This window comes from Lapidilactobacillus bayanensis (assembly GCF_003946695.1).
Lineage (GTDB): Bacteria > Bacillota > Bacilli > Lactobacillales > Lactobacillaceae > Lapidilactobacillus > Lapidilactobacillus bayanensis.
On the sequence record NZ_RHOX01000004.1, the window covers coordinates 55,837 to 81,659 of the forward strand.

Consider the following 25,823-nt stretch of genomic DNA (forward strand, 5'->3'; position numbering starts at 1 on the left):
TAGTTAGAAACCTGTCTAGTAGCTAACTATAATCTACACCATTAGTGCTGATGTAAATTATAAGTCATTAATAAGTTTTGTGTTGCTTCACTTAACGTCTTGTGACGACCGGGGTTGGCATTGTCGGCACCATAATAACTGAGAAATCGTTTATTCTCAGCAACAATTCGACCAATCATTTGCCCCTTCGCTGTTTGTAATTCCCAATGTTCATCATCTTGATCAACTAACTTCACTTGAATTGGATCTAATTGCTTTGCCATGTATTACTCCTTAACTTTTACTTTATCTGGATGAAACTTAGCCGCGATAATTTGATCTTCATAGCGTTCAGGATGAGGATTGCGAAAAATCGTAAAATTATCTGGCACTGGATCAAATCCGCCACGAACAAAAGGATTGCAACGCAAAATTCGTGCTGTCCCCATAATTAGTCCAGCAAAAGGACCGTGTTTCTCGACTGCTTGCAACATATAATTAGAACAAGTTGGATAATAGCGACAATGTGGTCGTGACAAGGGCGAAATATATTTTTGATACCAGCGAATTAACCAAATAAAAATCTTTTTCATTTAATTTGCCTCTAACGTAAGAAATCCAAAATATGCTCCCAAGTTTTTGGTGAGAATACTGTTAAAGGACTACCGACTCCAGAAATAGCATAGCCAATTATTGCGCCAATTAAAACAGCAACCACAATGGCGATAATTAACCAACCAATTTTTTTGAGTACTGCACCTGCATATGAACCGCTCACTTTAAATCTCATTTAATCACTCCGACTATCTACGTCTTTTCTTTATACTGAAGGATAACTACTTATCACGTTCAAAACCGGACGTTCGGTACCATCTTCAGCGACATCACTACGACGAATATCAGCGCCCAACTGACTCAACTTCTGATGCAATAAATAGTAACCACGATCTAAATAATGTAATTTACTAACCCGTGTTTCCCCGGTCGCAACTAATCCCGCCAATACCAATGCAGCAGCAGCGCGCAAGTCTGTTGCTTCTACAGGCGCACCATGCAACTGTGTCGGGCCGTGAAGCAACACAGTATTACCTTCAATTTCAATTTGCGCGTTCATTCTCCGCAATTCGTTGACATGCATAAAGCGATTTTCAAACACTGTCTCATTCATCAAACTGGTGCCATCAGCCATTAACTGGGCAATCGTCATTTGCGGTTGTAAGTCCGTCGGAAAACCTGGATGAGGCATCGTCTTGACATTAACCGGCTGCAAATGTTCGGGACCAACGACGCGGACGCCTTCTGGCAATTCATCAATGGTGACACCCATTTCTAATAATTTAGAAATCAAAGGGCGATTATGAGCCGCAACAGCATCTTTGATCAAAACATTACCTTGGGTGATAGCGGCGCCAACCATGAAAGTTCCAGCCTCAATTCGATCTTGAACCACTTGATGGACCGTACCGTTTAGTTCTGATACCCCAACAATTTTGATTGTCTCGGTTCCAGCACCGGTAATTTTAGCACCCATACTTGCCAAAAAAATCGCCAAGTCAACGATTTCTGGTTCACGGGCGGCATTATCAATATAAGTTGTTCCCTCGGCTAAAGTTGCGGCCATCATAATGTTCTCGGTTGCCCCAACACTTGGAAAATCTAAATAAATCGGCGCACCAATTAATTTGCTGGCTTCAGCCTCAATAAACCCGTTATTTTGCGTAATTCGAGCGCCCAATTGGCGCAAGCCTTTTAAATGCAAATCTATCGGTCGAGAACCAATTGCACAACCGCCAGGCATTGCTACCCTAGCTTTGCCTTGGCGTGCTAGTAGTGGCCCTAAAACGACAATCGAAGCACGCATTTGTGAGACTAGCTCGAAAGGTGCTTCCTCAGAAAGTTTCCCAGTTGCGTCGATCATCAAAACGCGTTCCCGTTCATCAAATTCAGTATGCACATTTAAAGCTTCCAAAACTGAACGCATTGTCAAAACATCTGCAAGTAATGGCACGTTTTCAATTTGATTAACGCCTTCTTCAGCAAGTAATGCTGCGGCCATGATCGGCAACACCGCGTTTTTTGCACCGTCAATCTCAACGGTTCCAACCAACCGGTGACCACCGTTAATAATAATTTCTTCCATTATGGACCCCTTTATTAATAACTAAACAAAACATTCTGCAAATTCGTGATCACAGACAATAAAAACGAGCTAACCGCATAACCTAATGCAATCGCTAAAAAAATCTTCAAAATTCGACTTTTATTCTCTTGATGTGCATGGAAAAAAACATCAAAACGCACAACTGATAAGGCAGAATAAGCTAAATAAACAAAAACCAAGTGACTTAAAATCGTAAACAACGCCTGCAAATTCACAGAATTCATGCACAAGCCTCCAAGAGTAGTTTAATGCTAAGTTTACCATATCTAGCTTTTATTTTACCGTCAACCAACCTTTTTAGCAAAAAAATAATGAAATTTAAAAGAGCGCGAAAGACAACGGGTTGATTGCGTAGCCTTAAAGAAAAAGCACAGCTGGGTGTCAACCCAGATGGGATTTCTCTTTAAGCATAGCAATCAGTTGCCTTGAGCGCGTTTCAAATCAGAGCGCTCAAAGCAACGGCTTGGGTGTTTGTATTTAAACGGGAAGATTGATGCGTGCCAACGCAGCAAGATTCACGCTTAAATACACGACACACAGTTGCTTTCAGCACCACTAAACGCAAAAAACGGACCTAGGATTTTGTCCTCAGGTCCGTTATTTTTGCTATTATCCGCGATGTTTAGAAACATTGATTCGGTTGATTGCACGGTTCAAGGCAATCTGAGCACGGGCAATTTCATTAGCATCATGTTGGGCTTCAGCAGCTTTAATCTTCTGCTGAGCACGCTCACGGGCATGTTCCGCACGTGTCACGTCAATATTACGTGAACGTTCAGCACTGTCTGCCACAATTGAGGCAACATTATTGTTAACTTCCAAGAAACCGCCATTTACGGCAATTGAATCCTCATGATCAGGATCATCCGTTCGTTTAACGCGAACTTCACCAATCTTTAAAGGGGCAATAATAGGTTCATGGTTGGCCATGATACCTAAATCGCCATCAATTGCACACGCTACAAGTAAGTTAGCATGATGGTCGTAAACAACACCATCTGGCGTTACGATATTAACGGTTACTACTTTGTTGGTATTTTCCGCCATCACTCATGCCTCCCTATTTGCCTTGATGATGGTAACCCATCTTTTCTGCTTTAACAACAGCCTCTTCAATTTTACCAACGTTACGAAAAGCATCTTCAGGCAAATCATCATATTCACCATCTAAGATTGCGCCGAAACCGGCAACTGTATCTTGGACTGGTACATAAGAGCCTGGTTGACCAGTAAAGGCCTCGGCAACAAAGAAGTTCTGAGATAAGAAGAATTGGATCTTACGAGCACGGGCAACTAAGACCTTCTCGTCATCAGACAATTCATCCATACCTAAGATTGAGATAATATCTTGTAACTCACGATAGCGTTGCAAGATGTGTTGTACTTCTGTTGCAACCTGGTAATGTTTCTGACCAACAATTTCTGGATCCAAGGCACTCGAAGAACTTGCCAATGGATCGACGGCTGGATAAATACCTTGCTCAACGATTTTACGATCAAGGTTAGTTGTCGCATCCAAATGAGCAAACGTTGTTGCTGGTGCAGGGTCGGTATAATCATCGGCTGGCACATAAATGGCTTGAATTGAAGTAACGGAACCCTTCTTAGTTGAAGTGATTCGTTCCTGTAATTGACCCATTTCAGTAGCCAATGTTGGCTGATAACCAACGGCTGATGGCATCCGACCGAGTAATGCGGAAACCTCAGAACCGGCTTGAGTGAAGCGGAAGATGTTGTCAATGAATAACAAAACATCTTGACCTTCAACATCACGGAAATATTCCGCAATAGTCAAACCAGTTAAGGCAACACGCATCCGGGCACCAGGCGGCTCATTCATCTGACCAAAGACCATGGCCGTTTTCTCCAAAACACCTGATTCTTTCATTTCGAAGTAAAGGTCATTACCTTCACGCGTACGTTCACCGACTCCAGTGAAGACGGAAATACCACCATGCTCTTCAGCAATATTATGAATTAATTCCTGAATCAAGACAGTCTTGCCGACACCGGCACCACCGAATAGTCCGACTTTACCACCACGAATATATGGTTCAAGCAAGTCAATAACCTTGATACCAGTTTCCAAAATTTCTGAACTTGTGCTTAAATCTTGGAATTTAGGCGCAGGTTTATGAATGCCTTCGCGTGGAAAATCAGCTGGGAATTTAGGCCCGGCATCAATTGTGTCACCTAATACGTTAAAGACACGACCCAAAGTTTCTTTACCAACAGGTACAGAAATTGGACCGCCTGTATCTTTAACTTCGGTACCACGTTGCAGACCGTCAGTTGATTCCATAGCGATTGTCCGCATTACGCCATCGCCAAGTTCAAGCGCAACTTCCAAGACAACTGTCGTCTTATCAGACTTCGCCACTGTTAATGCTGTATTAATGTCAGGTAAACTTTCGTCTAGTGGGAACTCAACGTCCACAACTGGTCCGATAACCTGAACAATATGACCAACACTCATGCGTCTTAATTCCTCCCATCTTTAAAAATTTATCATTCTAGAGCAGCAGCGCCACCAACAATTTCGGTGATTTCTGTTGTAATCTGTGCTTGACGTGCTCGGTTTAACTTAATGGAAAGATCACGAATCATGCCGTTAGCATTGTCCGTTGCACTCTTCATTGCTGTCATTGACGAAGCATGTTCTGCAGTTTTAGCATCCATAATCGCACCGAAAATCAAACTTTCCGCATATTGCGGCAAGATCGCATTTAAGGCTGCATCAACAGATGGATCAGCTAAATATTCAGTTGCTTCTGAATTTTGAACATGATCGGTATCCAGGTCAGTAATTGGCAACATCTTTTCAGCGCGGAAAGCTGATGACAATGAGTTGACATGGTGGTTATAACAAACATAAAGTTCATCAAAAACACCATCATCAAACATCGTTACCATTGTCTTGACAATTTCCCGAACCTCATCAAAAGTAGGCGTATCACTGACACCACGATACTCATAAGCAAGTTGAATGTTGCGAGCCTTGAAAAATTCAGCACCCGTACCACCAACTGCCATCACAACATGTTCACTAGGATTCTTGTGATCGTCTAAAATTTCCATAACTGAACGTAAAACGTTACTGTTATATCCACCGACTAAACCACGATCACTAGTAATAACCAAATACCCAGTTTTTTGAACCGGACGCTCAACTAATAAGTTGTTCAAAGATAGCACATCTTCATCAGTTGTTCCGGACTTGCTCTGGGCATGTTGCCGCATCGCTGCTAGTTCCAAAACTTTGTTAGCTGCAAGATGGGTGACGATCTCACGAATTTTTTTGGCATAAACTTGATAATTTTGCGATTTATTTTCTAGCTTGATCAGCTTAGCGCCGGAGACCATCTGCATCGCACTGGTAATTTGCCCAGTGTTCTTAGTAGACGCAATCCGTCGTTTAATATCAATTAACGATTCAGCCAATTATTCACCACTCCTTGCTAACTTATAATTGAAACGACTTGATTAGTTCTTGCCTGTTGGTGTAAAGCCCTCACTGAAGGCCTTAACAGCAGATGCCATTGCATCTTCATCAGGCAAATTACCAGTTGTACGAATTGTTTCCAATAAGTCAGCGTGGCTACTATCAAAGAAATCAAATAATTCATTCTGATAACGTTCGATGTCATCAACGGGTACCGCATCTAAATAGCCTCTTGTTAAGGCATAAAGAATCACAACCTGCTTCTCAACTGGCAATGGCTTGTGTAACGGTTGTTTCAAAACTTCAACCGTTCGCCGACCACGATTCAACTTAGACTGAGTTGCCTCGTCTAAGTCAGAGCCAAATTGTGCGAATGATTCCAATTCCCGATATGAAGCTAAGTCAGTACGTAACGTACCCGCAACTTTCTTCATTGCCTTGATCTGAGCAGCACCACCGACACGTGATACTGAATTACCAGCATCAATAGCAGGACGAGTACCAGAATAGAACAGATCGCTTTCCAAGAAGATCTGACCATCAGTAATGGAAATAACGTTGGTTGGAATATAGGCAGAAATATCGCCAGCCTGTGTTTCAATAATAGGCAACGCGGTCATTGAACCACCACCAAGATCATCACTTAACTTAGCAGAACGTTCGAGTAAACGTGAATGCAAGTAGAAAATATCACCAGGGTATGCTTCACGACCAGGCGGACGACGGAGTAGCAATGATATTTCACGATAAGCAGCAGCCTGTTTCGTCAAATCATCAAAGACGATTAAGACATGTTGACCACGATACATGAAATCTTCACCCATTGCTGAACCAGCATAAGGGGCAATATATAACATAGGAGCTGGTTCACTAGGACCCGCTTCAACAACAATGGTGTAATCTAACGCACCAAATCGACGTAATGTTTCAACCTGTGTCCGAACAGTTGATTCCTTTTGACCAATTGCAACGTACACACAAATTGTGTTTTGGCCTTTTTGATTAAGAATTGTATCAATCGCAATTGATGTCTTACCTGTCTTACGGTCACCAATGACCAACTCCCGCTGACCACGGCCAATCGGTACTAGGGCATCGATTGCCTTCAAGCCTGTTTGTAAAGGTTCGGTAACTGACTGACGCTGCATAACGCCAGGTGCTGGAGATTCAATAGGACGAGTACGTGTTGTATGGATTGGTCCTAAACCATCAACTGGTTGACCTAAAGGATTAACAACACGACCAATCATTTCCTCACCAACAGGAACTTCCATAATCCGACCAGTACGTTTGACAGTATCGCCTTCACGAATATCATCAAATCGACCTAAGACGATAACACCAACATCATTAGTTTCCAAATTTTGAGCGATACCATAAGAGCCATTGGAGAATTCGAGTAGCTCACTAGACATCACGTTATCTAAACCATGTGCCCGTGCGATACCATCACCAACATAAGTTACAGTGCCGACTTCATCAACCTTAAGTTGATCTTGATAGTTAGCTAATTGTTGTTTAATTAATGCACTAATTTCTTCAGCTTTGATGCTCAACCGATTCACCTCACTTTTCTATCTTATTTCAATGGCTGAGCCAATAACTCACGAACCTGATTCAGCTTTGTCTGCACACTACCGTCAATTCGACGATCTTGCGCATCAATGACAACACCACCAATAATGCTTGGTTTAACAATATTAGTAACCGTTGCAGTTTGACCTGAGAAACGTTGCAAATAAGCTGCACCAATCTTCTCAATCTGTTCTTCAGTCATCGGTACGGCAGTTGTCGCAGTCATTTCGACACGACCATTCGCCTTATCGTACAACACTTCGAACTCATCAATGATGAATTGAAGATCATACATCCGCCGATAATCAAAAATTAATTGGAGAAAATCTTGCAACGTTTGCGAGAAGTTAGGCTTCAAAACAGCTAAAACGTCACGTTTCTCATTTAAATCTAACCGTGAATCAGTTAAAATGTTGCCTAAATCTGGATTATCAGCAAATACTTGCCGTAATGTTAATAATTCAGCATAAATATCATCTGAAATATGTTGTTCAGTCGCATACTCAAAAAGAGCTTTGGCATAACGTTTGCCGACAGTATAGTTATCTAGTTTCATCAGCAGTCGTCAACCCCTTAATGTATGAATCAATCAAGTCTTTTTGATCTGCTGCATTTAACTCTTTGCCAATCATCTTTTCAGCAATATCTACAGAAATCTGGGCAACATCCTGACGTGCGCTATTCAATGCTTCAGTACGCGCCTGCTCTGCATCATTACGAGCTTTAACCTTAACGGCAGCAGCATCGTTTTGAGCAGCTGTCAGAATTTCTTGACGACGTTTTTCGCCGTTTTCTTTAGCCGTGTTAACAATTTGCAATGCTTCAGACTTAGAATTCTTTAATTCTGACTGACGCTGTGCAGCCATCTTTTCTGCTTGTTGACGAGAAGTTGCTGCGCCATCAAGATCATCCGAGATCTTTTTAGCACGATCATCCATCATCTTAATCACTGGCCCCCAAGCAAAATGCTTAACGAGCAAGAGTAATAAGATAAATGTGACAATTAAGAACAACGAATCACCTAAACTAGCACTTGCAGCAATGACTAATCCATTCGCCATGAATAACGCTCCCTTCTTCTAAGATTGTGAATCCAAATTACTCTGAGTCTTAGACAAAGAGGATTAAGAAGGCAACGACGATAGCTAAGATAGGAACGGCTTCAATCAAGCCGACACCGACGAACATTGTACTTCTTAATTGACCAGCAACTTCTGGTTGGCGTGCCATACTTTCGACAGTCTTAGAAATAACCTTCGCGTTACCATAAGAAGTAGCTAAGGCAGCAAGTCCTGCGGCAATTGCTGCGGCGATATATTTACTCATTGATATAATTCCTCCTAAATAATATTATTCTTCACGCTCTAATTTACGTGAGAAATAAACACAAGATAATATAGAAAATACATATGCTTGGATCGCACCGATAAAGACTGAGAATCCTTGCCAAATCATTGTCATTGGTGCCGCAATGATTGCACTAACCAGTCCCATACTTTGAGCAACCATAATCAGCAAACCGATCAAAACCTCACCGGCATAGATATTACCGTAAAGTCGTAACGACAACGTCAAGAAGTTGGTAAACTCTTCGATCAAGTTGATTGGCAACAAGAAGCCAACAGGATGAACATAATTGCTCAAGTAGCCCTTGAAACCAAACTTTTGAACTGAGAAGTAATGCGACATCAATAACGTCACCATTGCTAATGGCATTGTTACCATTGGATCTGCTGTTGGTGATTTAGTAAAGGTAAAACCGCCTACTCTGACTTGGAAGAATAATCCAAGCATGTTCGAGAATAGGATGAATGTGAACAAAACAAAAATATAAAAGTAAAATGGTTTACCTTCATCACCTGGCATGATCGACTTAACAATACCGTTGGTAAAATCAATCAAATACTCTAAGACATTCTGTCGCTTTCCCGGTTTCAGTGTAAGTTTCCTTGAAAGTACAAAGACAAAAAAGAAAACCAATCCAGCTGTGATCAAAATTGACAGACAGTTTGCGAGATTAAAGCGAAGGCCTAAGAATGTTAGGTATTGATACTTGCTCTCCAAAGCGCGCCTCCTTCCCGGTCTTAAGACCTAGTCTCAAATGCACAAGTTCCATATTAGCACCATCAAATGTAAAACTCAAAGAAAATCTGTGAAAACATTTGTGGCTGCATCAACGTCAAAGAAAGTCAAATTTTATCTCTAATTTTTTTAATTGACTAAAGATTGATCTATCAACATTTCATCATCAATGATGTCGTTGAATGACAAATGAAAATATCCCATTGATTGATGAAAGCTTCTGCGCAATTTTAACTATTTAGTACCAAATAAGCGGTCGCCTGCATCACCAAGTCCAGGGAAAATATAACCATTATCCGTTAAACGTTCATCCAACGCGGCAGCATAAATATCAACATCTGGGTGTGCCTCTTGAACGGCACGAACACCTTCAGGAGCAGCAACTAAGACAACTAACCGCATATTTTTGGCACCACGCTTCTTCAAAGCGTCGATGGCCATATTTGCTGAGCCTCCGGTGGCAAGCATCGGATCAACGATGAATAAGTCGCGTTGATCAATATCCGGTGGCAATTTAACGAAATATTCATGCGGCTCCAACGTTTTTTCATCACGATACATGCCAATATGTCCAACTTTTGCAGCAGGAATCAACTGCAATACGCCGTCAACCATACCTAATCCTGCCCGCAAGATTGGCACAACAGCTAACTTCTTCCCAGCCAATTGCTTCTGGACCGTTTTACCCATTGGCGTGTCAATCTCAACATCGGCCAAAGGTAAATCTCGCGTGATCTCATACACCATTAACTCTGCAATTTCATTTGCAACCTCGCGAAAAACTTTGGTACCAGTTGACTTATCACGGATGATCGTCAATTTGTGTTGAATCAGTGGGTGATTCAAAACGGTAAACTTTCCCATACTTTTGCCACCTTTCAAATTTTAAATCATATCAATGATAAGCTAGTTAGCATTAAAATTCCACCAGATTAAGACCAATTTGTTGGAAAACTTTCTGCAAACGCATTTATTTCTTGATGAAGTTTATTAATTTGCTCAGCGTTATCGTGATTCTGAATGATGGCGATAATAAACTGTGCTACTTTTCTGACATCTGCTTCATTCATACCCCGCGTTGTAATAGCTGGTGTACCGATACGCACACCACTGGTTTTGAAAGGACCGTTAGCCTCAAAAGGTATCGTATTTTTATTTAAAGTGATCTGAACACTATCCATTAATTCTTGAACGTCACGACCGTAGAGACCAGTCTTGGTAACATCAAGCAATAACAAATGATTATCCGTTCCACCAGAAACTAACCGTAAAGTTGGATCAGCGTTAAAGACTTCTGCCATTGCTTGCGCATTCTTAATAATTTGTTGCGCATAAGTTTTGAATTCAGGCTGTAAGGCTTCACCTAGTGCAATTGCTTTAGCAGCAATCACGTGTTCCAACGGACCGCCTTGCGTGCCTGGGAAAACAGCGGAATTCAAGGCCTTACCATATTTTTCTTTTGCTAAAATCATACCGCCACGAGGACCACGTAAAGTCTTATGTGTTGTCGTCGTGACCACATCGGCATATGGTACTGGATTAGGATGAACGCCAGCGGCAACTAACCCGGCAATATGAGCCATGTCCACCATCAACATTGCGCCAACCTGATCAGCAATTTCACGGAACTTTGCAAAATCAATGGTCCGACTGTATGCCGACGCACCAGCAACAATCAATTTAGGTTGTACTCGCTCAGCAATCGCCGCAATTTCCTGATAATCCAATTGTTCTGTCTCGCAATTAACCCCATAACTATGGAACTCATAAGTTTTACCGCTAAAATTAGCCGGTGAACCGTGAGTCAGATGACCACCCGCAGTTAAATCCATTCCTAAAACGCGGTCACCTGGTTGTAATAAAGCCCGATAAACAGCTTCATTTGCTTGTGAACCAGAATGTGGTTGCACATTAGCATATTCTGCGCCAAACAACTCCTTAGCACGATCAATTGCTAACGTTTCGACCTCATCAATATATTCACAACCACCATAAAAGCGGTGTCCTGGATAACCCTCAGCATATTTATTCGTCAAAACACTGCCTTGAGCTTGACGAACTGCATCAGAAACAATATTTTCAGAAGCGATTAATTCAATATTCTGCTTCTGACGCGCCTCCTCTTGATGAATTGCGCGCCAAACTTCTCGATCTTTCTCTATAAATGTCATTGGCAAACCTCCTCATGTGCTCATTATACTCAAAATTAATTATAATTCGAAACGAAATACCCGAAACGAGTTATTTCATTAATTATTTACTTCTTGCATTAAAAAAGTCAGAAATAGCTCTGACTTCTGACTTTTCTCATTCGTTATAGGCAACCGTTTTTGTCCTTAGAAGCTTACTTGTGCGTATCTGCAGAAAATACGCCGGTAAAACTGTGAGTGTTGTTTTAAGCCGAATACAAATCAATTCTTTCTCGTAGGTGCAAAGCCCTAGAACTGTTATGTTGAATTTCTTCGTGCCTGCGGGAAATGCGCTGGTGGAACGCTGCGAGCATTGATTTGAGCCAAATCAAAACCAATTCGTCTTGAATACTAATACTAGGCCCTAGAACTGTTATGCTGCACTTCTTCGTGCCTGCGGGAAATGCGCTGGCGGAACGCTGTGGGCTCGACTTTAAGCCAATCTACGATTGTCTTAAAGTTCGGCCTTGTCGTAAATGCTAAAGCATTAACGACAATTTCACAGCTGACCGCGATTTCCCTCCGGCACTGACTAACAAGCTATGATGTGATTTAACTTTAAGTTTGTACTTCTCAAACTTAGAAAATAGTTCAACCACTCGTCAATTCAGTACTTGCGCAAAGGTTGCCATCTTACTTGTTTAGTGAGGGAAAATAAATACCGCTCAGTGGTGAAATTGTTGTTAGTAATTTATTACTTACAAACAAGACCTGTCTTGGAGACAATTTGAAAAATTGGCTTCAAGCAGTGTCCACCACGTTCCAGCGCAAAGTATTTATTTTCCCTCACGGTACTCGCTACACCCCATATGCAACCTTTGCGCAAGTGCGGAGAGCTACAACAGAACAGTTTTAGTTGCCACTATCTTAATCAGGCAGTGTCCGCCACATTCGAGCGCTAAGTATTTATTTTTCGTCACGGTACTAGCTATACCCAATGAGCAACCTTTCCGTAGGCACGGAGAAAAACATAGTTCACCTAAATCTCATCACGTAAATCCATGCCTGCCGTATAGAACTTACCACCAGCTGATTTTTTCAGACGATTCATATAGGCAATGCCTAAATCCACTTCTGGAACGCCAGCTGCTAAAATCAATTTAATTTCTGGTTGCAAATCATAATCTCGTAGACCGGCGAATAAACGATGCCCACCTGTGCTAACATCGACTCCTAATGAATATTGATCTAACCGCTCATCTTGCGGCAATTTTTCTAATTGTTGATCGAACGCCAACACCCCGAATTTCTTCGGATAATGTTGTAACGTTTCGACTACAGCAGCCGTGAAATCTTGTTCTGGTTTAACAATTAAGACTTGGGCATTGGGCGCGTAATGTTTGTACTTCATGCCAGGTGCTTTAGGCACTTCATTGGCGGCAACATGATGTTGTTCAGTATCTACCTTACCCAAAATTGGTTCCAAATCAGCAGCCGTCAGATAACCCGGACGTAAAATTGCGGCAGGTGTAACACTCAAGTCGATGACTGTCGACTCCAAACCAATTTGGGTCGGACCATCATCCAAAACGCCGGTAATTTTACCATTCAAATCATGATAAACGTGTTCAGCTAAAGTCGGGCTAGGCTTGCTAGACGTATTAGCGGATGGGCCGACAATCGGTAGCCCCGTTTCCTTAATCAATTCTAATGTTGCGGCATTATTAGGCATGCGAAAAGCACATGTATCTAAACCACCGGTAACGGCCGCCAGCAATTTTCCCGGTTGTAATGGCAAAATAATTGTTAACGGACCCGGCCAAAACTTCTCCATTAATTCGGCCGCTAAAGCATTAGGCTGTGCATATTGCCAAACCATTTCTGGTGAACAAACATGGACAATCAATGGATTATCACTCGGCCGACCCTTGGCGGCATATACTTGATGAACCGAAGCCTCGTTGTTAATGACGGCACCCAATCCATAAACTGTTTCAGTGGGAAAAGCAACCAATTTGCCGGCTCGTAACGCCGCTGCCGCTTCTGAAATATCTTGTCGTTGATAAATTTTTGTTTCCATCATAATCACCTCAAAATAAATTAATATACCCGCGCCATCCGCGGCCAATTCGCCATGTCCCGCCGAATTTCTACTTGATGGTTTGGCAGTGTTGTTTGAAATATTGATTGAATAGCTACGGCTTGTTGGTAACCGAACTCCATAAATAGGTTACCCTTTGGTTGCAAATAATGAGCCACATTAGCTGCAAGTCGTTCATAAATTGCCAAGCCCTGATGATCAGCAAAAAGCGCCGTCTGCGGTTCAAAGTTTAAAACGGAATAATCCATTACTTTTTTCTCATCAGCTGCAATATAGGGCGGATTCGAAACAATCACATCAAACAGTGGCTCATCCTTAGGCAAAGCTTGCCATAAATCACCTTGGTAAAATGTCAACGGTAATTGCAAAGCGGTCGCATTCTTACTTGCAACTTTTAACGCTTCAGAACTAATATCCGTTGCCACAACCGTACTCTGAGGGAAACGTCGCTGCAAAGCTAAGGCAATGGCACCACTTCCAGTACCAATATCCAAAAAACGCAATCTGGCGGCAGCTGGATAACATTCGCTGATCCAACTAACCAACTCTTCCGTTTCTTGCCGTGGAATTAACGTGGCGGAATCAACGCTTAGCTTGAGGCCATCAAACCAAGCATAACCTAATAAATATTGGGCTGGCAACCCAGTCGCTAATTGCGCCACGTCTTGTTGCAATTGTTGCCAAACTTTACTTGGAATTGGTTGCCGTTCATTCAATAATAAATCCGTCTTGCGCCAATCTTGCCGCTCTAATAAGACATATTCAGCCGCTTCTGGATCGCAATTAGCTTCTTGCAACAGCAAAAAAGCCCAATCCAGGGCCTCTTTATAGTTGGTCGGCGTCATCAGAGATTTGCTCCAACTTCTTCGTTTGATCAGACACAATTAATGCGTCAATCACTTCACCGAGATCACCATTCATAATCCGATCTAACTTGTTTAAAGTTAAACCAATTCGGTGATCGGTCACACGGTTTTGTGGGTAATTATAAGTCCGAATTCGTTCCGAACGGTCCCCAGTACCAACCGCTGATTTACGACTTGCGTCATATTCACTTTGGTTTTGACTCTCATAATAATCATAAACTCGGGAACGTAAAATCTGCATTGCTTTTTCCCGGTTCTGTTGTTGTGAACGTTGGTCCTGCATGGCGACCACAATACCAGAAGGAATATGGGTCATCCGAACGGCTGAAGACGTCTTATTAATATGCTGACCACCGGCACCAGATGAACGGTAGACATCGACCCGAATATCTTTAGGGTCAATATCGAGATCAACTGAATCATATTCTGGCATGACCGCAACTGTTGCAGTTGAGGTATGCACGCGACCTTGAGATTCAGTTACTGGCACTCGTTGAACACGATGGGCACCATTTTCATATTTTAATTTTGAATAAACATTTTCGCCAGTAATCATCACGGCAACTGATTTGAACCCGCCAACTTCGGTACGATTCTCATCAATTAATTCGAAATGCCAGCCCTGACGTTCAGCGTAATGATGATACATGTCCAACAAGTCCGCCGCAAATAATGACGCTTCATCACCACCAGCAGCGCCACGAATCTCCATGATAATATTTTTATCATCATTAGGATCTTTGGGTACCATCATCAACTTGATTTCGCCTTCAAGTTGATCGCGTTCTGTCGTTAAATCAGCTAACTCTTCTTTAGCTAAGTCAGCTAATTCTTTATCATCACTTTCACGCATCATTTGATCATTCTCAGCGATTTCTTTAACGACCTCGCGGTAACGTTTGTACTTGGTCACAATATCAGCCATGCCAGCTGATTCCTTCGAAGCTTCCAAATAACGTTTCGTATCTGCGATGACCTCAGGATCAGCCATCATTTCAGTTAATTCATCATAACGATCAATTAACCCATCTAATTGTGCTAAAATTTTATCCATTAGTTGCTTCCTTCCACAGAATTATCAATATTATTCAATAATGGATGATTGTAATGTTCACGACAAACCGGATAATAGGACTCATTACCACCAATTTGAATCTGATCACCTTCATAAACAGGTCGACCATTGTTAATGCGCAGATTCATAATAGCCTTGCGATGACAGAACCAGCAAACCGTTTTAATTTCTTCTATCTTATCCGCATAAAGTAACAGATATTTAGAACCTTCAAATAATTCATTACGAAAATCATTCTTCAAGCCAAACGTCATCACTGGAATGTGCAATTCATCAACAACTCGGGCCGCTTCTAAAACGTGATGCTTTTCCAAGAATTGCGCCTCATCAATCAAAACACAAGAGGCATCAGGATTCATTTGTTTAACCAGCTCGAATAAATTCGTCTCGGCAAAAATAGGATTGGCTTTACGTTTCAAGCCAATGCGGCTAGCAACGTACCCAACGCCGTCACGAGAATCCATTCCACTCGTCATGAGTAAAACTGATTTGTTTTCTTCTTCGTAATTGTGGGCAATTTTTAAAATGTCGATTGTTTTCCCAGAATTCATCGCACCATAACGAAAAAATAGTTGCGCCATATTTTTGCCTCCAGTTTTTAATTTCCGCTTTTTAGTATAACCGAAAATCGACCAATTGCCTAGATTAATTGATTTCAATATTGTGAATTAATAGACAATTCAAATTTTTCAGCTACTAGAAAGTATGGTAGAATAGACCAGTACGAATTCTGAAACGATCGAGGTTATCACTATGTCAATAAGGGCCGCCTTTGCCAGCCTTGTTGGAAAGAGCAGTTACTGGTTCCTGCACAACTTCCGCAGCGGTGGCAGTTCATTCCCAGGCAAAATCGCCACAAGAATTGATCCTAAAATTCTGGGCCATTTAGCCAAAGATTACGACGTTATCATTGTTACAGGTACTAATGGTAAAACAATGACAACTTCCTTACTCACAAAAATTCTGAAAGAACAATATGATGAGATCTTAACCAATCCTAGTGGCTCTAATATGCTGCAAGGAATTGTCACCTCATTTCTCTCTGCGCCTAAAAAAGGCAAACGTCCTCTAGCAGTTTTAGAAGTCGACGAAGCAAATGTGGCGCCGGTCTGCGAGCAATTAACACCAAAGGCATTCTTATTAACGAATATCTTTCGTGATCAAATGGATCGTTATGGTGAAATTTACACCACTTATCAAAAAATTCTTGATGGCATCAAATTAGCTCCGGAAGCAACCATTATTGCTAACGGCGATGCACCTATTTTCAACTCGACTAAATTACCTAATCCAACAATTTATTATGGTTTTGACAACAATGATGATCAAAGTAAAAACTTGCGGGCCAGCTTTAATTCTGACGGCATTTTATGCCCAGTCTGCCAGCATATTTTACACTACCACATGATCACTTATGCAAACTTAGGCGACTATTTCTGTCCCAACTGTGGCTTTAGCCGCCCAGAATTAACTGACGCGGTGACCGCGGTGCAAGAATTGCGGCCAACTTTCTCCAATTTCATTATTAACAAGCAGACTTTAACCGTCCACGTCGGTGGTATGTATAACATTTATAATGCTTTAGCAGCCTACACGATGGCTAATTTCTTGGGCATTGATCATGATAAAATCGCCAATGCCTTCAATTACGACGAACAAGTTTTTGGACGTCAGGAAGTCATCAAGTTAAACGGCAAACACGCCACTATTATCTTAGTCAAAAATCCGGTTGGCTTGAATCAAGTTTTTGATTTAATCAAAACCGACCCTCATCCCTATTCACTCGGTTTCCTATTAAACGCTCACGCAGCCGATGGTAAAGATACCAGTTGGATTTGGGACGGCGAATTCGAGGGTCTGCCATTCTCCGACATTCCAGAGGTTATCGTCGGGGGCGAACGAATGAAAGATATTAAATTACGTTTTAAAGTTGCCGGTGCTCCAGATGAAAGTGTGATTGAATCTGAATCACTCGAAGATTTCATCGCTAAAGCAGGCCAAATACCTGATGATCAACTTTATATCTTAACAACATACACCGCCATGCTTGCGCTACGTAAACAATTAGCTACTCAAGGTATTGTTTCTGCAGGCTTTTAAGCAATCAATAAACGGTCACGAGAAATTGTCGTGGCCGTTTTTATCTGCCTTGAAGCTACTTCCTTGTGTTGTATTGTTTCTCGAATTGTTATGTTGCTATTCTCCGTGCCTGCGGAAAATACGCTGGTGGAACGCTGCGAGCGTCGATTAAGCAGAACGAAAAGTACATCAATTTAAATATTATCAATACTAAATCCTAAAACTGTTATGTCGCTATTCTTCGTGCCTGCGGGAAATGCGCTGGTGGAACGCTGCGAGCATTGGTTTGAGCCAAATCAAAACCAATTTGTCTCAAACTCAAGCTTTCTTGTAAATGGTAAACCATTAACAAGAATTCCGCGGCTGACCGCGATTTCCCTCCGGCACTGACGAATGTGCGTTAGTACAACTAAACTGTAAGTTTGTACTCCTAAAATTGGAAGGTAATTCAAGCACTCATCAATTCTGCGCTTGCGCAAAGGTTGTCCTCTTGCTTGTTAAGTGGTGGCAAATAAATACCGCTCAGTAGTGACATTAATGTTGGCAATTTATTGCCTACATTAAGGCTCGCATTTGAGACGATTGGTATTTTAATCGGCTCAAATCGACGCCCACTACGTTCCAGCGAAAAGTATTTATTTGCCACCACGGCACCCGCAAGTTTCATATGCAACCTTTGTGCAAGTGCAGAGAACCGCAACATAATAGTTTTAGTTTCCACCTTTTTGATTAGTTCCAGCGAAAGTATTTATTTTCCCTCACGGTACTCGCTACACTTCCGATGCAACCTTTGCGCAAGCGCGAAGAACCACAACAAAACAGTTTTAGTTTCCGCCGTCTCAATCAGCGATATTCCAGTCTACCTTTTCTCTGGTAATTCTTGCATAAACTGCCGCACTATTCGCTCACGCCATTCGAGAAAGGCGGAATTTTGTTCACGTGGATGAACACGATTGGTTAAAACAATTAGCCCTTGTTGTAATTCATCATCTAATAACAACAGCGTTCCCGTATAGCCGGTGTGATAAAGCAACGGTTGTAACTGCAAATTCTCAGGTTGGCACAAGTCCCAAGCTAATGAACGGCCTAATTGATGGCGCGTATGATCTGCGTATAAGCCTTTAATAAACGATGGCGAAATTAATTGCGCTAAATCTGGGCGTTGCCCTAAATACCATTGTGCAAACTGAATTAAATCGTGCAAAGAGGCAAATAATCCTGCTGACCCGCAATTTTTGCCTAATGTGCGTGCTTTAGGATCATGAACAACACCTCGTAGTAACTGACCAGTCCGAGTATTCGTCGGTACACAATTTGCAGGATCAGGCGTAAATGTCGCACCACGTAATTCTAGCGGCTGCAAAACTTGTTCTTTGATAACTTGTTGAACTGGTTGCTGATAAATCGTTTCAATAATCCAACCTAAATATAATAAACCCACATCAGTATAAACAACTTTTTGCTCAAAGGTTGCAGTCACTGGCAACCTCAATAGCGCCGTCTTTAATTCCGGCGCGGCTAGTTGATCGCGGTTAGGAATATAACCAGCGACACCAGAGGTATGCGTTAATAAATGCCACACTTGAACGCGATCGTCTTGAAACTCTGGTAAATACTTCTGAACTGAATCAGATAATGATAATTTACCAGCCTCGACTAATTGAAAAATGACCGTAGCCGTCCCAATTACTTTGGTTAAACTGGCTAGGTCATATTGCAATCCAGGTCGTAACTTTTCTTTTTTGGGTGTCACTTCACGCCAGCCCGAAACCTCCGTCAAAACTTCAGAATGGTTGAGTAAAGCGTAACTAACGCCGGGAACGATCTTCTGAGTCACTAACTCTCGTAATAATTGTTGTGTTTGTGGATACATTAACTCACCTCACGCGATTACCGTAGCATTCATTAAACGATGGTTAAAACCTGCCAAAATTATATTTGCAAAGCATTACTTACATTAGCAAAGCCTAATGATAGATGAAAAGGACCCGGAACCAAATTTCCAAGTCCTTGTATTTTAAAACGTATTTAAAACTACAATCGACGACGCGCCGGAATCCAAGTGGGCATTTGTTTTACTTCTCTGCTTTTACTTGATCACTGCTTCTTGCCATTGTTTCATTAATGGTGCGGTTTTTAATTCAGTCACCACGTCGTGATTTAGCCGAGCAAAGGCCAGTGTTTCTTGATATAAACGTTGGACTAATTCATTGCTTTGTTTAGTCGTGATGGCGTTACTTAAGGCTAAGAACTTCAACCGCGCTAAATAATAAGTTAAATGCTCGTCAGCGCATAGTTGCACACCTGAATTAATTAACTGTTCACTTTCAGCAAAGCATTCTTGATTGCTCAAAAATTCTGCCGAGAAAAAAATTAAAGTTAAACGTCGCAAATAAAATTTCTTCTCATCATCACGATCAGGAATTGAAATAGGCTGGGCCAAATAATCAATGACTTTATTGAAGAAAAACTTGGCGCGTGCCTCTTCACGATGACGCAAGTAGAGAATACCTGATCCTAAATAAGCTAATTGCGTAAAAATTGTTTGATGTTTCTCATCCAGATCATCAAGAATGCGCGAAAAATCAAATAAGATATCGGCTAATTTTTGATTGGTCAAGGTTCTAACCATACCTTGCAAATAATAAAATTGCATTTGGTATAATGATGCCTCAATCTTATCGCTCTCGACATTATTCAGTTCTTTAACGGCGAATCGATAATCCTCGCGCATCAACGCATCCTCAATATCGTCTAGCTGATGACGCAGCGCCACCACCGAAACTTCCGGATCACTGTATAAATCATCGACAGTCAACCCAATCCGCGTGCACAACTGATTCAAAATATTTAGCGACGGAACCTTGCCATTATTTTCAAACTTACTCACTGTTGCTTGCGTACAAATTCCCGCGGCAATTTTAGTCTGGGACATTTTCATAGCTTTACGTTGTTTGGTAAAGACTTCAATGTTCATCATTATCTTTCGCCTCGACAAATATATTCAATATGTATCTAAATATATTATAACTTATTCCCATTAAAATATACCAAACTACCAAAATAAAGCCGACTTAGCGCGACATCACCTTGTCATTAGTTAACTTAGCCACTCACAATGCGCACACACTCAATAATATTTCAGATCAGATTAGTAAGCTCTTAATACGGTCAAAACATTTAATAAGGCGTGATTAAACGCTGCAGGAACTTCAGCCATAATATCGTGTCCACAATTAGGAACTAAAATTTCGGTCGTTCGCCGATTTTGTTGCGCGATCCATTTACCATAGCCAGGCCGATAATAGGGACTTTGGCGTGCCGAAATGAAATAAACCGGCACCGTTTCAGCAAGCGCCGTCGCACGCCAATCTGCACAAACATGATTTTTTAACAACGACAAGCACGCTGCTCTGTCAAAAGGATGCGCCTGTTTGGCATGATTGAACTGTTCAAAAACATCCTCACGAAAACCATGCAATGTTTCTTTAATTTGCGGACGACGCGCATAAGTTGTTTGCCAATTCGTTTCATCAATACCGACAAAACCATAAGGCCAAGTCACAGTATTGATCATTTTCGGCGACTGATCGACTAAAATTTCCGCTTTAATTGCAATTTCTGGGTGGCGCTGACGCAAATTCCAGATCACACTACAGCCCATTGAATGACCAATTAAAATGGGACGTTGCAATTGTAACTGATTAATCAATGCGGCTAAATCATCAGCCAATTGATCCAACGAGGTCGCAGGTTCACCCAATGACGCACCTTGTCCGCGATAATCCCAAGTAATCACTGTGAATTTTGCTTTGATTGTCGTGGCAATTTGACCGGCCCAAATTTCCTGATAGCTGCCAAAGCCGTTAACAAAAATAATTGGCTCACCACTGCCATAACAATTAACGGCAATGGTTTGCTGAGTTGTTAATGAAAGTAACATAAGTTAAACCTCTGAATGAATCAATTTAGGACCGTTTTGCTAGTGCTATGGTTTTAACCGCCCTAACTTTTAATCTAACGTACCGATGAGTGTCGCTATATCTTCGGGGATTGGTGCCGTGAATGATTGTTCTTCACCAGTATACGGTTCAACAAACGTCAATTGCCAAGCATGAAGTGCCTGTCGTTCAATACCTTGGTCCATTGGTCCCTGATATAATTCATCGCCTAATAAAGGATGTGCGATTGAAGCAAAGTGCGCGCGAATTTGATGTGTGCGCCCAGTATGCAGCTTAACTCGCACCACCGTTGCATTCGGCAATCGTTTAATGACCCAATACTCAGTGCGCGCGTCTTTACCATTTGCAGTAACGACTTGTTGGAAACTATCTTCGGCCTGAGCTAATGGTGCATCGATCACCCCATGGTCATCCGGCAGTTCACCAGCAACAACAGCTAAATAAATTTTTTCTAATCGTTGCTGCGCCTGTTCTTGAACAAATAAATTATTCGTCAAAATATCATGAGCAACCAAAACTAAACCACTACTGAAACGATCCAAGCGCGTGATAATGTGCGGTTTGCGATCTGGACTTTTAACCGCGCGCCAATGTCCTTTAACCCGATTAACTAACGTATCTGTTGAATTAGTCGGACCAGGAACTGTATTTAAGCCAGCCGGTTTATTAAGCAACAAATAATGCGATGTTTCCGCCACGATCACAATTTCACCATCACTACCTGCCACATTCGCATCAGAACCCTCCGGTGGAAAAATAACCGTCAACATTGACCCGCTTACTAAAGGAAAATCAAACGGTACAATTTGATCGTCGACTAAAATACGACCGCGCCGTTTTAATTCCGAATAAAGGCGATGACTAACTCCTTTTGCTGCTAAAAAACGTTTAATATTATTTTCTGAATCATTTTCAACTTGCCATTTAATTTCCATCTCGTTTAATTCCCTTCTCTTTCAGTAACACGATTCTAATCAAGCTTCAACTGAATTTGTTTCCGCTTCATAATCGGCAATCGCTTGCATAAACTTTTCACCGTACTTCGCCATTTTATTCTCACCGACACCCTTAACGGTCAAGAATTCGGCATCCGTATTCGGTTTCATTTCGGACATGGCGATTAACGTTTTATCTGAGAAAATAACAAATGGTGGAACATGTTCTGATTCAGCCAATTCACGACGCAACGCCCGTAATTTAGCAAACAATCCTTCGTCTGCTACCATAATTTGTTGATTTACTTTAACCACTCGATCAACCTTACGATAAACTTTACGCTGCCCTTTCAAAACCTCCACGCCAGTTGCCGTCACGGTTAACGTTGGATACTGGCCTGCACTGGGCAACAAAAAACCACTAGCCGTCAAATAATCAATCAGTTGACTGACTTCTTTTTGCGACCGGCTACTTAATAAACCATAGGTGGACAATTCATTAAAATGACTTTCTAAAACGCGTTGACTACGTGCACCGGTTAGCACTTGAGCGATCAAACCCTTACCATAGCGCTCGTCCATTCGCTTGACGCAAGATAGAACTTTTTGAACATCAACGGTGATTTCCACTGTCTCACGATCATCTAAGCAATTGCTACAACGGCCGCACGGTTCAGCTGTCTCACCAAAATAACGTTGAATAAACTGTTGTAAACAGGATTGAGTATTGGCGTAAGCTGTCATTTCCTGTAATTTACGATATTCAACCTGTTTAAGTTGATCGGACAATTCAGATTGATCGATGAAGAAGTGTTGAATTAAAACATCTTGCGGTGAGTAAAGCAAAATTGCTTCTGAAGGCAGACCATCACGGCCAGCCCGACCGGCCTCTTGATAATAAGCCTCCAAACTACCAGGAACTTGATCATGAATCACGAAGCGAACGTTACTTTTATCAATCCCCATCCCAAAAGCATTAGTAGCCACCATAATTGGCACCCGATCATAAACAAAATCCTCTTGATGTTGGCGCCGTTGCGTTTCGTTTAAGCCACCATGATAAATCGTATTTGCTAATTTACGCCGCGTTAATAGAGCACCGACACGTTCAACTTCTTTGCGCGTGCTGCAATAAATAATACCAGACTGCTCCGGATTAGCTTTTAAGTAACGCAATAAATAATCGTCGCCACTTTGATCCTTAATGACAGAAAAAGCCAAATTCTGGCGTCCAAAACCAGTTTTAATTTCATTTGCTTCCGGAATAGCCAAACGTTGGCAAATATCACGAGCAACTTGCGGGGTTGCTGTGGCTGTTAATGCAACGACTGGCGGATGTTGAGCCAGGTTGGCCAAAACCTCGCTTAAGCTCAAATAACTCGGCCGGAAATCATGCCCCCATTGTGAAATACAATGTGCTTCATCAACTGCAATTAAACTGATTTTGATTTTTTGTAAAGCGTCCATAAAGTCTGGTGCATCAAAACGTTCTGGCGCAACATAAAGTAACTTTAACCGACCTGCTTGTGCTTCACGCAATACATCCAGCATACCGGGAAAACTCAAGGAACTATTGATAAAGGCCGCCGAGATACCTAACTCATTAGCCGCATCAACTTGATCCTTCATCAAAGAAATCAAAGGTGAGACAACTAAAGTCAACCCCGGCAGCATGAGCGCTGGAATTTGATAACAAAGCGATTTACCGCCACCAGTTGGCATAATCGCCAGCGTATTATCACCCGTCAAAACATGATTGATCACTTCTTCTTGACCAGGTCGAAACTTACGATACCCGAAGGTCTGTTGTAAAACCGCCGTTGCTTCCATTCACTCACCACCTAAATTCAACTTTGCGAAAAACTCGAACATGACGCTAGTAACTTCAATTGTACGGGCAAACAACGTTCGACGCAAGCACCGCAAAAAAGTAATCAGCAGACTTCTGAATTTAATCGGCATAATAATTAACGCCCTATTCTTAAATACGAAAAAAATAAGAGTCAGAATCAAATCATTTGATCCTGACTCAAAATGAACTAGTATTATGCTTCTCCATGTTGGGGAGAAGTCGTTGGTAAGATGTCCTAGAACTGTTATGTTGCGGTTCTCCGTGCCTGCGGGAAATACGCTGGTGGAACGTTGCGAGTTTGATTTGAACAGAATAAATATCAAATTAACTTCAAATCCTAGAACCGTTATGTTGCTATTCTCCGTGCCTACGGAAAATGCGCTGGTGGAACGCTGTGAGTTTGATTTGAGCAGAATAAATATCAAATTAACTTCAAATCCTAGAACCGTTATGTTGCTATTCTCCATGCCTACGGAAAATGCGCTGGTGGAACGCTGCGAGTTTGATTTGAGCCAAATCAAAAACCGATTTGTCTCAAATACAAACTTTGTTGTAAGTGGTAAACCACTAACAACAATTCCGCGGCTGACCGCGATTTTCCTCCGGCACTGACAAATGAGATGTGTTGGTGTGATTTAACTTCAAGTTTGTACTTCTCAATATTTTAGAGAGCAATTCAACCACTCATCAATTCAGCGCTTGCGCAAAGGTTGCCATCTTTTCTGCTTAGTGAGGGAAAATAAATACCGCTCAGTGGTGAAATTGTTGTTAGTAATTTATTACTTACAAACAAGACCTGTCTTGAAGACAATTTTGCAAAAATTGGCTCCAAGCAGCGTCCACCACGTTCCAGCGCAAGTATTTATTTTCCCTCACGGTACTCGCCACATTCCATAAACAACCTTTGCGTAGGCGCGAAGAAACACAACATAACAGTTTTAGTGGCCTCTATCTTGGTCAGAAAGTCTTTCGGCTAATGCCATAGCTTTGGCGTACGCCAAAGCCAGGATCATCTGTCAATCGCATGACTAGATCAGCAATACTTTTACGCGAAATATCATGACCGACAAATGGTTCGCCTTTGCTCGTTAGTTGATAATCCGTGTCATCGCCATCATCGAACCAACCAGGACGCAAAATAACATAATTTAAACCAGACGATTCAACAATGTCCGCCGCATGTCGATAATCACGTAATACCGGCTTGTCTTTTAAATTACCTTGCGGATCAATCTCCTCAGGCACTTCATTATAAATTCCCAATGACGTTACAAAAATCAAACGACGCAACCCTGCTTCATTCATTCCATCAACCAAAGCCTGCGCCATTTTAGCCATATCACCACGAAGCGAAGCAAAAACGGCGTCAATGTTTTCCATAGCTGAAAACAAAACACCTTGATCCGTCACACTGCCTTGAATCGTTTGTTCGCGTTCTGGGTCAATATTTTGAATACTCGACACATCACGCGCCATCAAACGCAACTTATCATTTGTATGCTCAAGTAAATATTGCCGCACAACCTGACCCAACGAACCGGTTGCCCCAATAATTAAGACATTTGTCATCATCACACCTCAATCA

Annotated in this window: 29 protein-coding genes; 2 read left to right on the plus strand and 27 right to left on the minus strand. The window is 41.8% G+C overall.

The window, feature by feature from the left end; all coding sequences use genetic code 11:
• Nucleotides 1-41: 41 nt before the first annotated feature.
• From EKM65_RS02455 to EKM65_RS02545, 19 genes are all read right to left on the minus strand, one after another.
• Nucleotides 42-263, minus strand: coding sequence for a DUF2969 family protein (locus EKM65_RS02455; protein WP_125605153.1), 222 nt, complete (start codon nucleotides 261-263; stop codon nucleotides 42-44).
• A 3-nt stretch (nucleotides 264-266) separates the two neighbouring features.
• Nucleotides 267-572: a membrane protein insertion efficiency factor YidD gene (gene yidD, locus EKM65_RS02460; protein WP_125605155.1), complete on the minus strand. Its 306-nt coding sequence runs from the start codon at nucleotides 570-572 to the stop codon at nucleotides 267-269.
• Nucleotides 573-583: 11 nt separating this feature from the next.
• Complete coding sequence (locus EKM65_RS02465; protein ID WP_125605157.1) at nucleotides 584-769, minus strand: DNA-directed RNA polymerase subunit beta; 186 nt, start codon at nucleotides 767-769, stop codon at nucleotides 584-586.
• A gap of 30 nt (nucleotides 770-799) precedes the next feature.
• Nucleotides 800-2,119, minus strand: a complete 1,320-nt coding sequence (gene murA / locus EKM65_RS02470) for a UDP-N-acetylglucosamine 1-carboxyvinyltransferase (RefSeq protein ID WP_125605159.1) — start codon at nucleotides 2,117-2,119, stop codon at nucleotides 800-802.
• A 14-nt stretch (nucleotides 2,120-2,133) separates the two neighbouring features.
• Nucleotides 2,134-2,364, minus strand: coding sequence for a DUF1146 family protein (locus tag EKM65_RS02475; protein ID WP_125605160.1), 231 nt, complete (start codon nucleotides 2,362-2,364; stop codon nucleotides 2,134-2,136).
• A 385-nt stretch (nucleotides 2,365-2,749) separates the two neighbouring features.
• Complete coding sequence (locus EKM65_RS02480; protein WP_125605162.1) at nucleotides 2,750-3,187, minus strand: F0F1 ATP synthase subunit epsilon; 438 nt, start codon at nucleotides 3,185-3,187, stop codon at nucleotides 2,750-2,752.
• Nucleotides 3,188-3,200: 13 nt separating this feature from the next.
• On the minus strand, nucleotides 3,201-4,616 hold the full coding sequence (atpD, locus tag EKM65_RS02485; RefSeq protein WP_125605164.1) for a F0F1 ATP synthase subunit beta: 1,416 nt from the start codon (nucleotides 4,614-4,616) through the stop codon (nucleotides 3,201-3,203).
• A gap of 32 nt (nucleotides 4,617-4,648) precedes the next feature.
• Nucleotides 4,649-5,581, minus strand: a complete 933-nt coding sequence (locus tag EKM65_RS02490) for a F0F1 ATP synthase subunit gamma (protein ID WP_125605166.1) — start codon at nucleotides 5,579-5,581, stop codon at nucleotides 4,649-4,651.
• A 42-nt stretch (nucleotides 5,582-5,623) separates the two neighbouring features.
• Nucleotides 5,624-7,138, minus strand: a complete 1,515-nt coding sequence (gene atpA / locus EKM65_RS02495) for a F0F1 ATP synthase subunit alpha (protein WP_125605168.1) — start codon at nucleotides 7,136-7,138, stop codon at nucleotides 5,624-5,626.
• Nucleotides 7,139-7,161: 23 nt separating this feature from the next.
• Nucleotides 7,162-7,713 (minus strand): ATP synthase F1 subunit delta, encoded by a 552-nt coding sequence (gene atpH, locus EKM65_RS02500; protein ID WP_125605170.1) that lies wholly within the window; start codon nucleotides 7,711-7,713, stop codon nucleotides 7,162-7,164.
• A complete protein-coding gene (atpF, locus tag EKM65_RS02505; protein WP_125605172.1) occupies nucleotides 7,700-8,218 on the minus strand; it encodes a F0F1 ATP synthase subunit B in 519 nt (172 codons plus the stop codon). Before atpF ends, atpH begins: the two co-directional genes overlap by 14 nt.
• Before the next feature lie 49 nt (nucleotides 8,219-8,267).
• Nucleotides 8,268-8,483 (minus strand): F0F1 ATP synthase subunit C, encoded by a 216-nt coding sequence (atpE, locus tag EKM65_RS02510; RefSeq protein ID WP_125605174.1) that lies wholly within the window; start codon nucleotides 8,481-8,483, stop codon nucleotides 8,268-8,270.
• Nucleotides 8,484-8,507: 24 nt separating this feature from the next.
• Nucleotides 8,508-9,221, minus strand: coding sequence for a F0F1 ATP synthase subunit A (atpB, locus tag EKM65_RS02515; RefSeq protein WP_125605175.1), 714 nt, complete (start codon nucleotides 9,219-9,221; stop codon nucleotides 8,508-8,510).
• 252 nt (nucleotides 9,222-9,473) lie between these two features.
• Nucleotides 9,474-10,103 (minus strand): uracil phosphoribosyltransferase, encoded by a 630-nt coding sequence (gene upp / locus EKM65_RS02520; RefSeq protein ID WP_125605177.1) that lies wholly within the window; start codon nucleotides 10,101-10,103, stop codon nucleotides 9,474-9,476.
• Between the two features lie 68 nt (nucleotides 10,104-10,171).
• On the minus strand, nucleotides 10,172-11,410 hold the full coding sequence (gene glyA, locus EKM65_RS02525) for a serine hydroxymethyltransferase (RefSeq protein WP_125605179.1): 1,239 nt from the start codon (nucleotides 11,408-11,410) through the stop codon (nucleotides 10,172-10,174).
• Nucleotides 11,411-12,407: 997 nt separating this feature from the next.
• The gene (locus EKM65_RS02530) at nucleotides 12,408-13,448 is read right to left on the minus strand and encodes an L-threonylcarbamoyladenylate synthase (protein ID WP_125605253.1); all 1,041 of its coding nucleotides are present in this window, start codon (nucleotides 13,446-13,448) and stop codon (nucleotides 12,408-12,410) included.
• 20 nt (nucleotides 13,449-13,468) lie between these two features.
• On the minus strand, nucleotides 13,469-14,314 hold the full coding sequence (gene prmC / locus EKM65_RS02535; protein ID WP_125605181.1) for a peptide chain release factor N(5)-glutamine methyltransferase: 846 nt from the start codon (nucleotides 14,312-14,314) through the stop codon (nucleotides 13,469-13,471).
• Complete coding sequence (prfA, locus tag EKM65_RS02540) at nucleotides 14,295-15,389, minus strand: peptide chain release factor 1 (protein ID WP_125605182.1); 1,095 nt, start codon at nucleotides 15,387-15,389, stop codon at nucleotides 14,295-14,297. Before prfA ends, prmC begins: the two co-directional genes overlap by 20 nt.
• Complete coding sequence (locus tag EKM65_RS02545) at nucleotides 15,389-15,991, minus strand: thymidine kinase (RefSeq protein ID WP_125605184.1); 603 nt, start codon at nucleotides 15,989-15,991, stop codon at nucleotides 15,389-15,391. The genes prfA and EKM65_RS02545 overlap by 1 nt, the downstream gene beginning before the upstream one ends.
• A gap of 172 nt (nucleotides 15,992-16,163) precedes the next feature.
• On the opposite strand from EKM65_RS02545, the gene EKM65_RS02550 reads away from it, so the two are divergent.
• Complete coding sequence (locus EKM65_RS02550; RefSeq protein WP_125605186.1) at nucleotides 16,164-17,510, plus strand: Mur ligase family protein; 1,347 nt, start codon at nucleotides 16,164-16,166, stop codon at nucleotides 17,508-17,510.
• Between the two features lie 427 nt (nucleotides 17,511-17,937).
• Here EKM65_RS02550 and EKM65_RS02555 read toward each other — a convergent pair whose 3' ends face one another.
• From EKM65_RS02555 to recQ, 6 genes are all read right to left on the minus strand, one after another.
• The gene (locus tag EKM65_RS02555; protein ID WP_125605189.1) at nucleotides 17,938-18,156 is read right to left on the minus strand and encodes a hypothetical protein; all 219 of its coding nucleotides are present in this window, start codon (nucleotides 18,154-18,156) and stop codon (nucleotides 17,938-17,940) included.
• Nucleotides 18,157-18,348: 192 nt separating this feature from the next.
• Complete coding sequence (locus tag EKM65_RS02560) at nucleotides 18,349-19,362, minus strand: serine hydrolase domain-containing protein (RefSeq protein ID WP_125605191.1); 1,014 nt, start codon at nucleotides 19,360-19,362, stop codon at nucleotides 18,349-18,351.
• A gap of 216 nt (nucleotides 19,363-19,578) precedes the next feature.
• Complete coding sequence (locus EKM65_RS02565; RefSeq protein WP_225420377.1) at nucleotides 19,579-20,469, minus strand: helix-turn-helix domain-containing protein; 891 nt, start codon at nucleotides 20,467-20,469, stop codon at nucleotides 19,579-19,581.
• A 171-nt stretch (nucleotides 20,470-20,640) separates the two neighbouring features.
• Nucleotides 20,641-21,432 carry an alpha/beta fold hydrolase gene (locus EKM65_RS02570; RefSeq protein ID WP_125605193.1) on the minus strand — a complete coding sequence of 264 codons (792 nt, stop codon included), beginning with the start codon at nucleotides 21,430-21,432 and terminating at the stop codon, nucleotides 20,641-20,643.
• A gap of 69 nt (nucleotides 21,433-21,501) precedes the next feature.
• Nucleotides 21,502-22,386: an RluA family pseudouridine synthase gene (locus EKM65_RS02575; RefSeq protein WP_125605195.1), complete on the minus strand. Its 885-nt coding sequence runs from the start codon at nucleotides 22,384-22,386 to the stop codon at nucleotides 21,502-21,504.
• Nucleotides 22,387-22,425: 39 nt separating this feature from the next.
• On the minus strand, nucleotides 22,426-24,216 hold the full coding sequence (recQ, locus tag EKM65_RS02580; RefSeq protein WP_125605197.1) for a DNA helicase RecQ: 1,791 nt from the start codon (nucleotides 24,214-24,216) through the stop codon (nucleotides 22,426-22,428).
• A gap of 283 nt (nucleotides 24,217-24,499) precedes the next feature.
• Between recQ and EKM65_RS02585 the strand changes: the two genes are divergently transcribed.
• On the plus strand, nucleotides 24,500-24,850 hold the full coding sequence (locus EKM65_RS02585) for a hypothetical protein (RefSeq protein WP_125605199.1): 351 nt from the start codon (nucleotides 24,500-24,502) through the stop codon (nucleotides 24,848-24,850).
• A 64-nt stretch (nucleotides 24,851-24,914) separates the two neighbouring features.
• Here EKM65_RS02585 and EKM65_RS11160 read toward each other — a convergent pair whose 3' ends face one another.
• Both EKM65_RS11160 and EKM65_RS02590 read right to left on the minus strand, forming a co-directional pair.
• Nucleotides 24,915-25,070, minus strand: coding sequence for a hypothetical protein (locus tag EKM65_RS11160; RefSeq protein ID WP_164506785.1), 156 nt, complete (start codon nucleotides 25,068-25,070; stop codon nucleotides 24,915-24,917).
• 125 nt (nucleotides 25,071-25,195) lie between these two features.
• Nucleotides 25,196-25,810, minus strand: a complete 615-nt coding sequence (locus EKM65_RS02590; protein ID WP_318531107.1) for an NAD(P)H-binding protein — start codon at nucleotides 25,808-25,810, stop codon at nucleotides 25,196-25,198.
• Between the last annotated feature and the right edge of the window lie 13 nt (nucleotides 25,811-25,823).

Coding starts and splice junctions, on each gene's coding strand:
- EKM65_RS02455 (WP_125605153.1), bottom strand. CDS start 263: ATGGCAAAGCAATTAGATCCAATTCAAGTGAAGTTAGTTGATCAAGAT.
- yidD (WP_125605155.1), bottom strand. CDS start 572: ATGAAAAAGATTTTTATTTGGTTAATTCGCTGGTATCAAAAATATATT.
- EKM65_RS02465 (WP_125605157.1), bottom strand. CDS start 769: ATGAGATTTAAAGTGAGCGGTTCATATGCAGGTGCAGTACTCAAAAAA.
- murA (WP_125605159.1), bottom strand. CDS start 2,119: ATGGAAGAAATTATTATTAACGGTGGTCACCGGTTGGTTGGAACCGTT.
- EKM65_RS02475 (WP_125605160.1), bottom strand. CDS start 2,364: ATGAATTCTGTGAATTTGCAGGCGTTGTTTACGATTTTAAGTCACTTG.
- EKM65_RS02480 (WP_125605162.1), bottom strand. CDS start 3,187: ATGGCGGAAAATACCAACAAAGTAGTAACCGTTAATATCGTAACGCCA.
- atpD (WP_125605164.1), bottom strand. CDS start 4,616: ATGAGTGTTGGTCATATTGTTCAGGTTATCGGACCAGTTGTGGACGTT.
- atpH (WP_125605170.1), bottom strand. CDS start 7,713: ATGAAACTAGATAACTATACTGTCGGCAAACGTTATGCCAAAGCTCTT.
- atpF (WP_125605172.1), bottom strand. CDS start 8,218: ATGGCGAATGGATTAGTCATTGCTGCAAGTGCTAGTTTAGGTGATTCG.
- atpE (WP_125605174.1), bottom strand. CDS start 8,483: ATGAGTAAATATATCGCCGCAGCAATTGCCGCAGGACTTGCTGCCTTA.
- upp (WP_125605177.1), bottom strand. CDS start 10,103: ATGGGAAAGTTTACCGTTTTGAATCACCCACTGATTCAACACAAATTG.
- glyA (WP_125605179.1), bottom strand. CDS start 11,410: ATGACATTTATAGAGAAAGATCGAGAAGTTTGGCGCGCAATTCATCAA.
- EKM65_RS02530 (WP_125605253.1), bottom strand. CDS start 13,448: ATGGAAACAAAAATTTATCAACGACAAGATATTTCAGAAGCGGCAGCG.
- prmC (WP_125605181.1), bottom strand. CDS start 14,314: ATGACGCCGACCAACTATAAAGAGGCCCTGGATTGGGCTTTTTTGCTG.
- prfA (WP_125605182.1), bottom strand. CDS start 15,389: ATGGATAAAATTTTAGCACAATTAGATGGGTTAATTGATCGTTATGAT.
- EKM65_RS02545 (WP_125605184.1), bottom strand. CDS start 15,991: ATGGCGCAACTATTTTTTCGTTATGGTGCGATGAATTCTGGGAAAACA.
- EKM65_RS02550 (WP_125605186.1), top strand. CDS start 16,164: ATGTCAATAAGGGCCGCCTTTGCCAGCCTTGTTGGAAAGAGCAGTTAC.
- EKM65_RS02555 (WP_125605189.1), bottom strand. CDS start 18,156: ATGAAACTTGCGGGTGCCGTGGTGGCAAATAAATACTTTTCGCTGGAA.
- EKM65_RS02560 (WP_125605191.1), bottom strand. CDS start 19,362: ATGTATCCACAAACACAACAATTATTACGAGAGTTAGTGACTCAGAAG.
- EKM65_RS02565 (WP_225420377.1), bottom strand. CDS start 20,469: ATGATGAACATTGAAGTCTTTACCAAACAACGTAAAGCTATGAAAATG.
- EKM65_RS02570 (WP_125605193.1), bottom strand. CDS start 21,432: ATGTTACTTTCATTAACAACTCAGCAAACCATTGCCGTTAATTGTTAT.
- EKM65_RS02575 (WP_125605195.1), bottom strand. CDS start 22,386: ATGGAAATTAAATGGCAAGTTGAAAATGATTCAGAAAATAATATTAAA.
- recQ (WP_125605197.1), bottom strand. CDS start 24,216: ATGGAAGCAACGGCGGTTTTACAACAGACCTTCGGGTATCGTAAGTTT.
- EKM65_RS02590 (WP_318531107.1), bottom strand. CDS start 25,810: ATGATGACAAATGTCTTAATTATTGGGGCAACCGGTTCGTTGGGTCAG.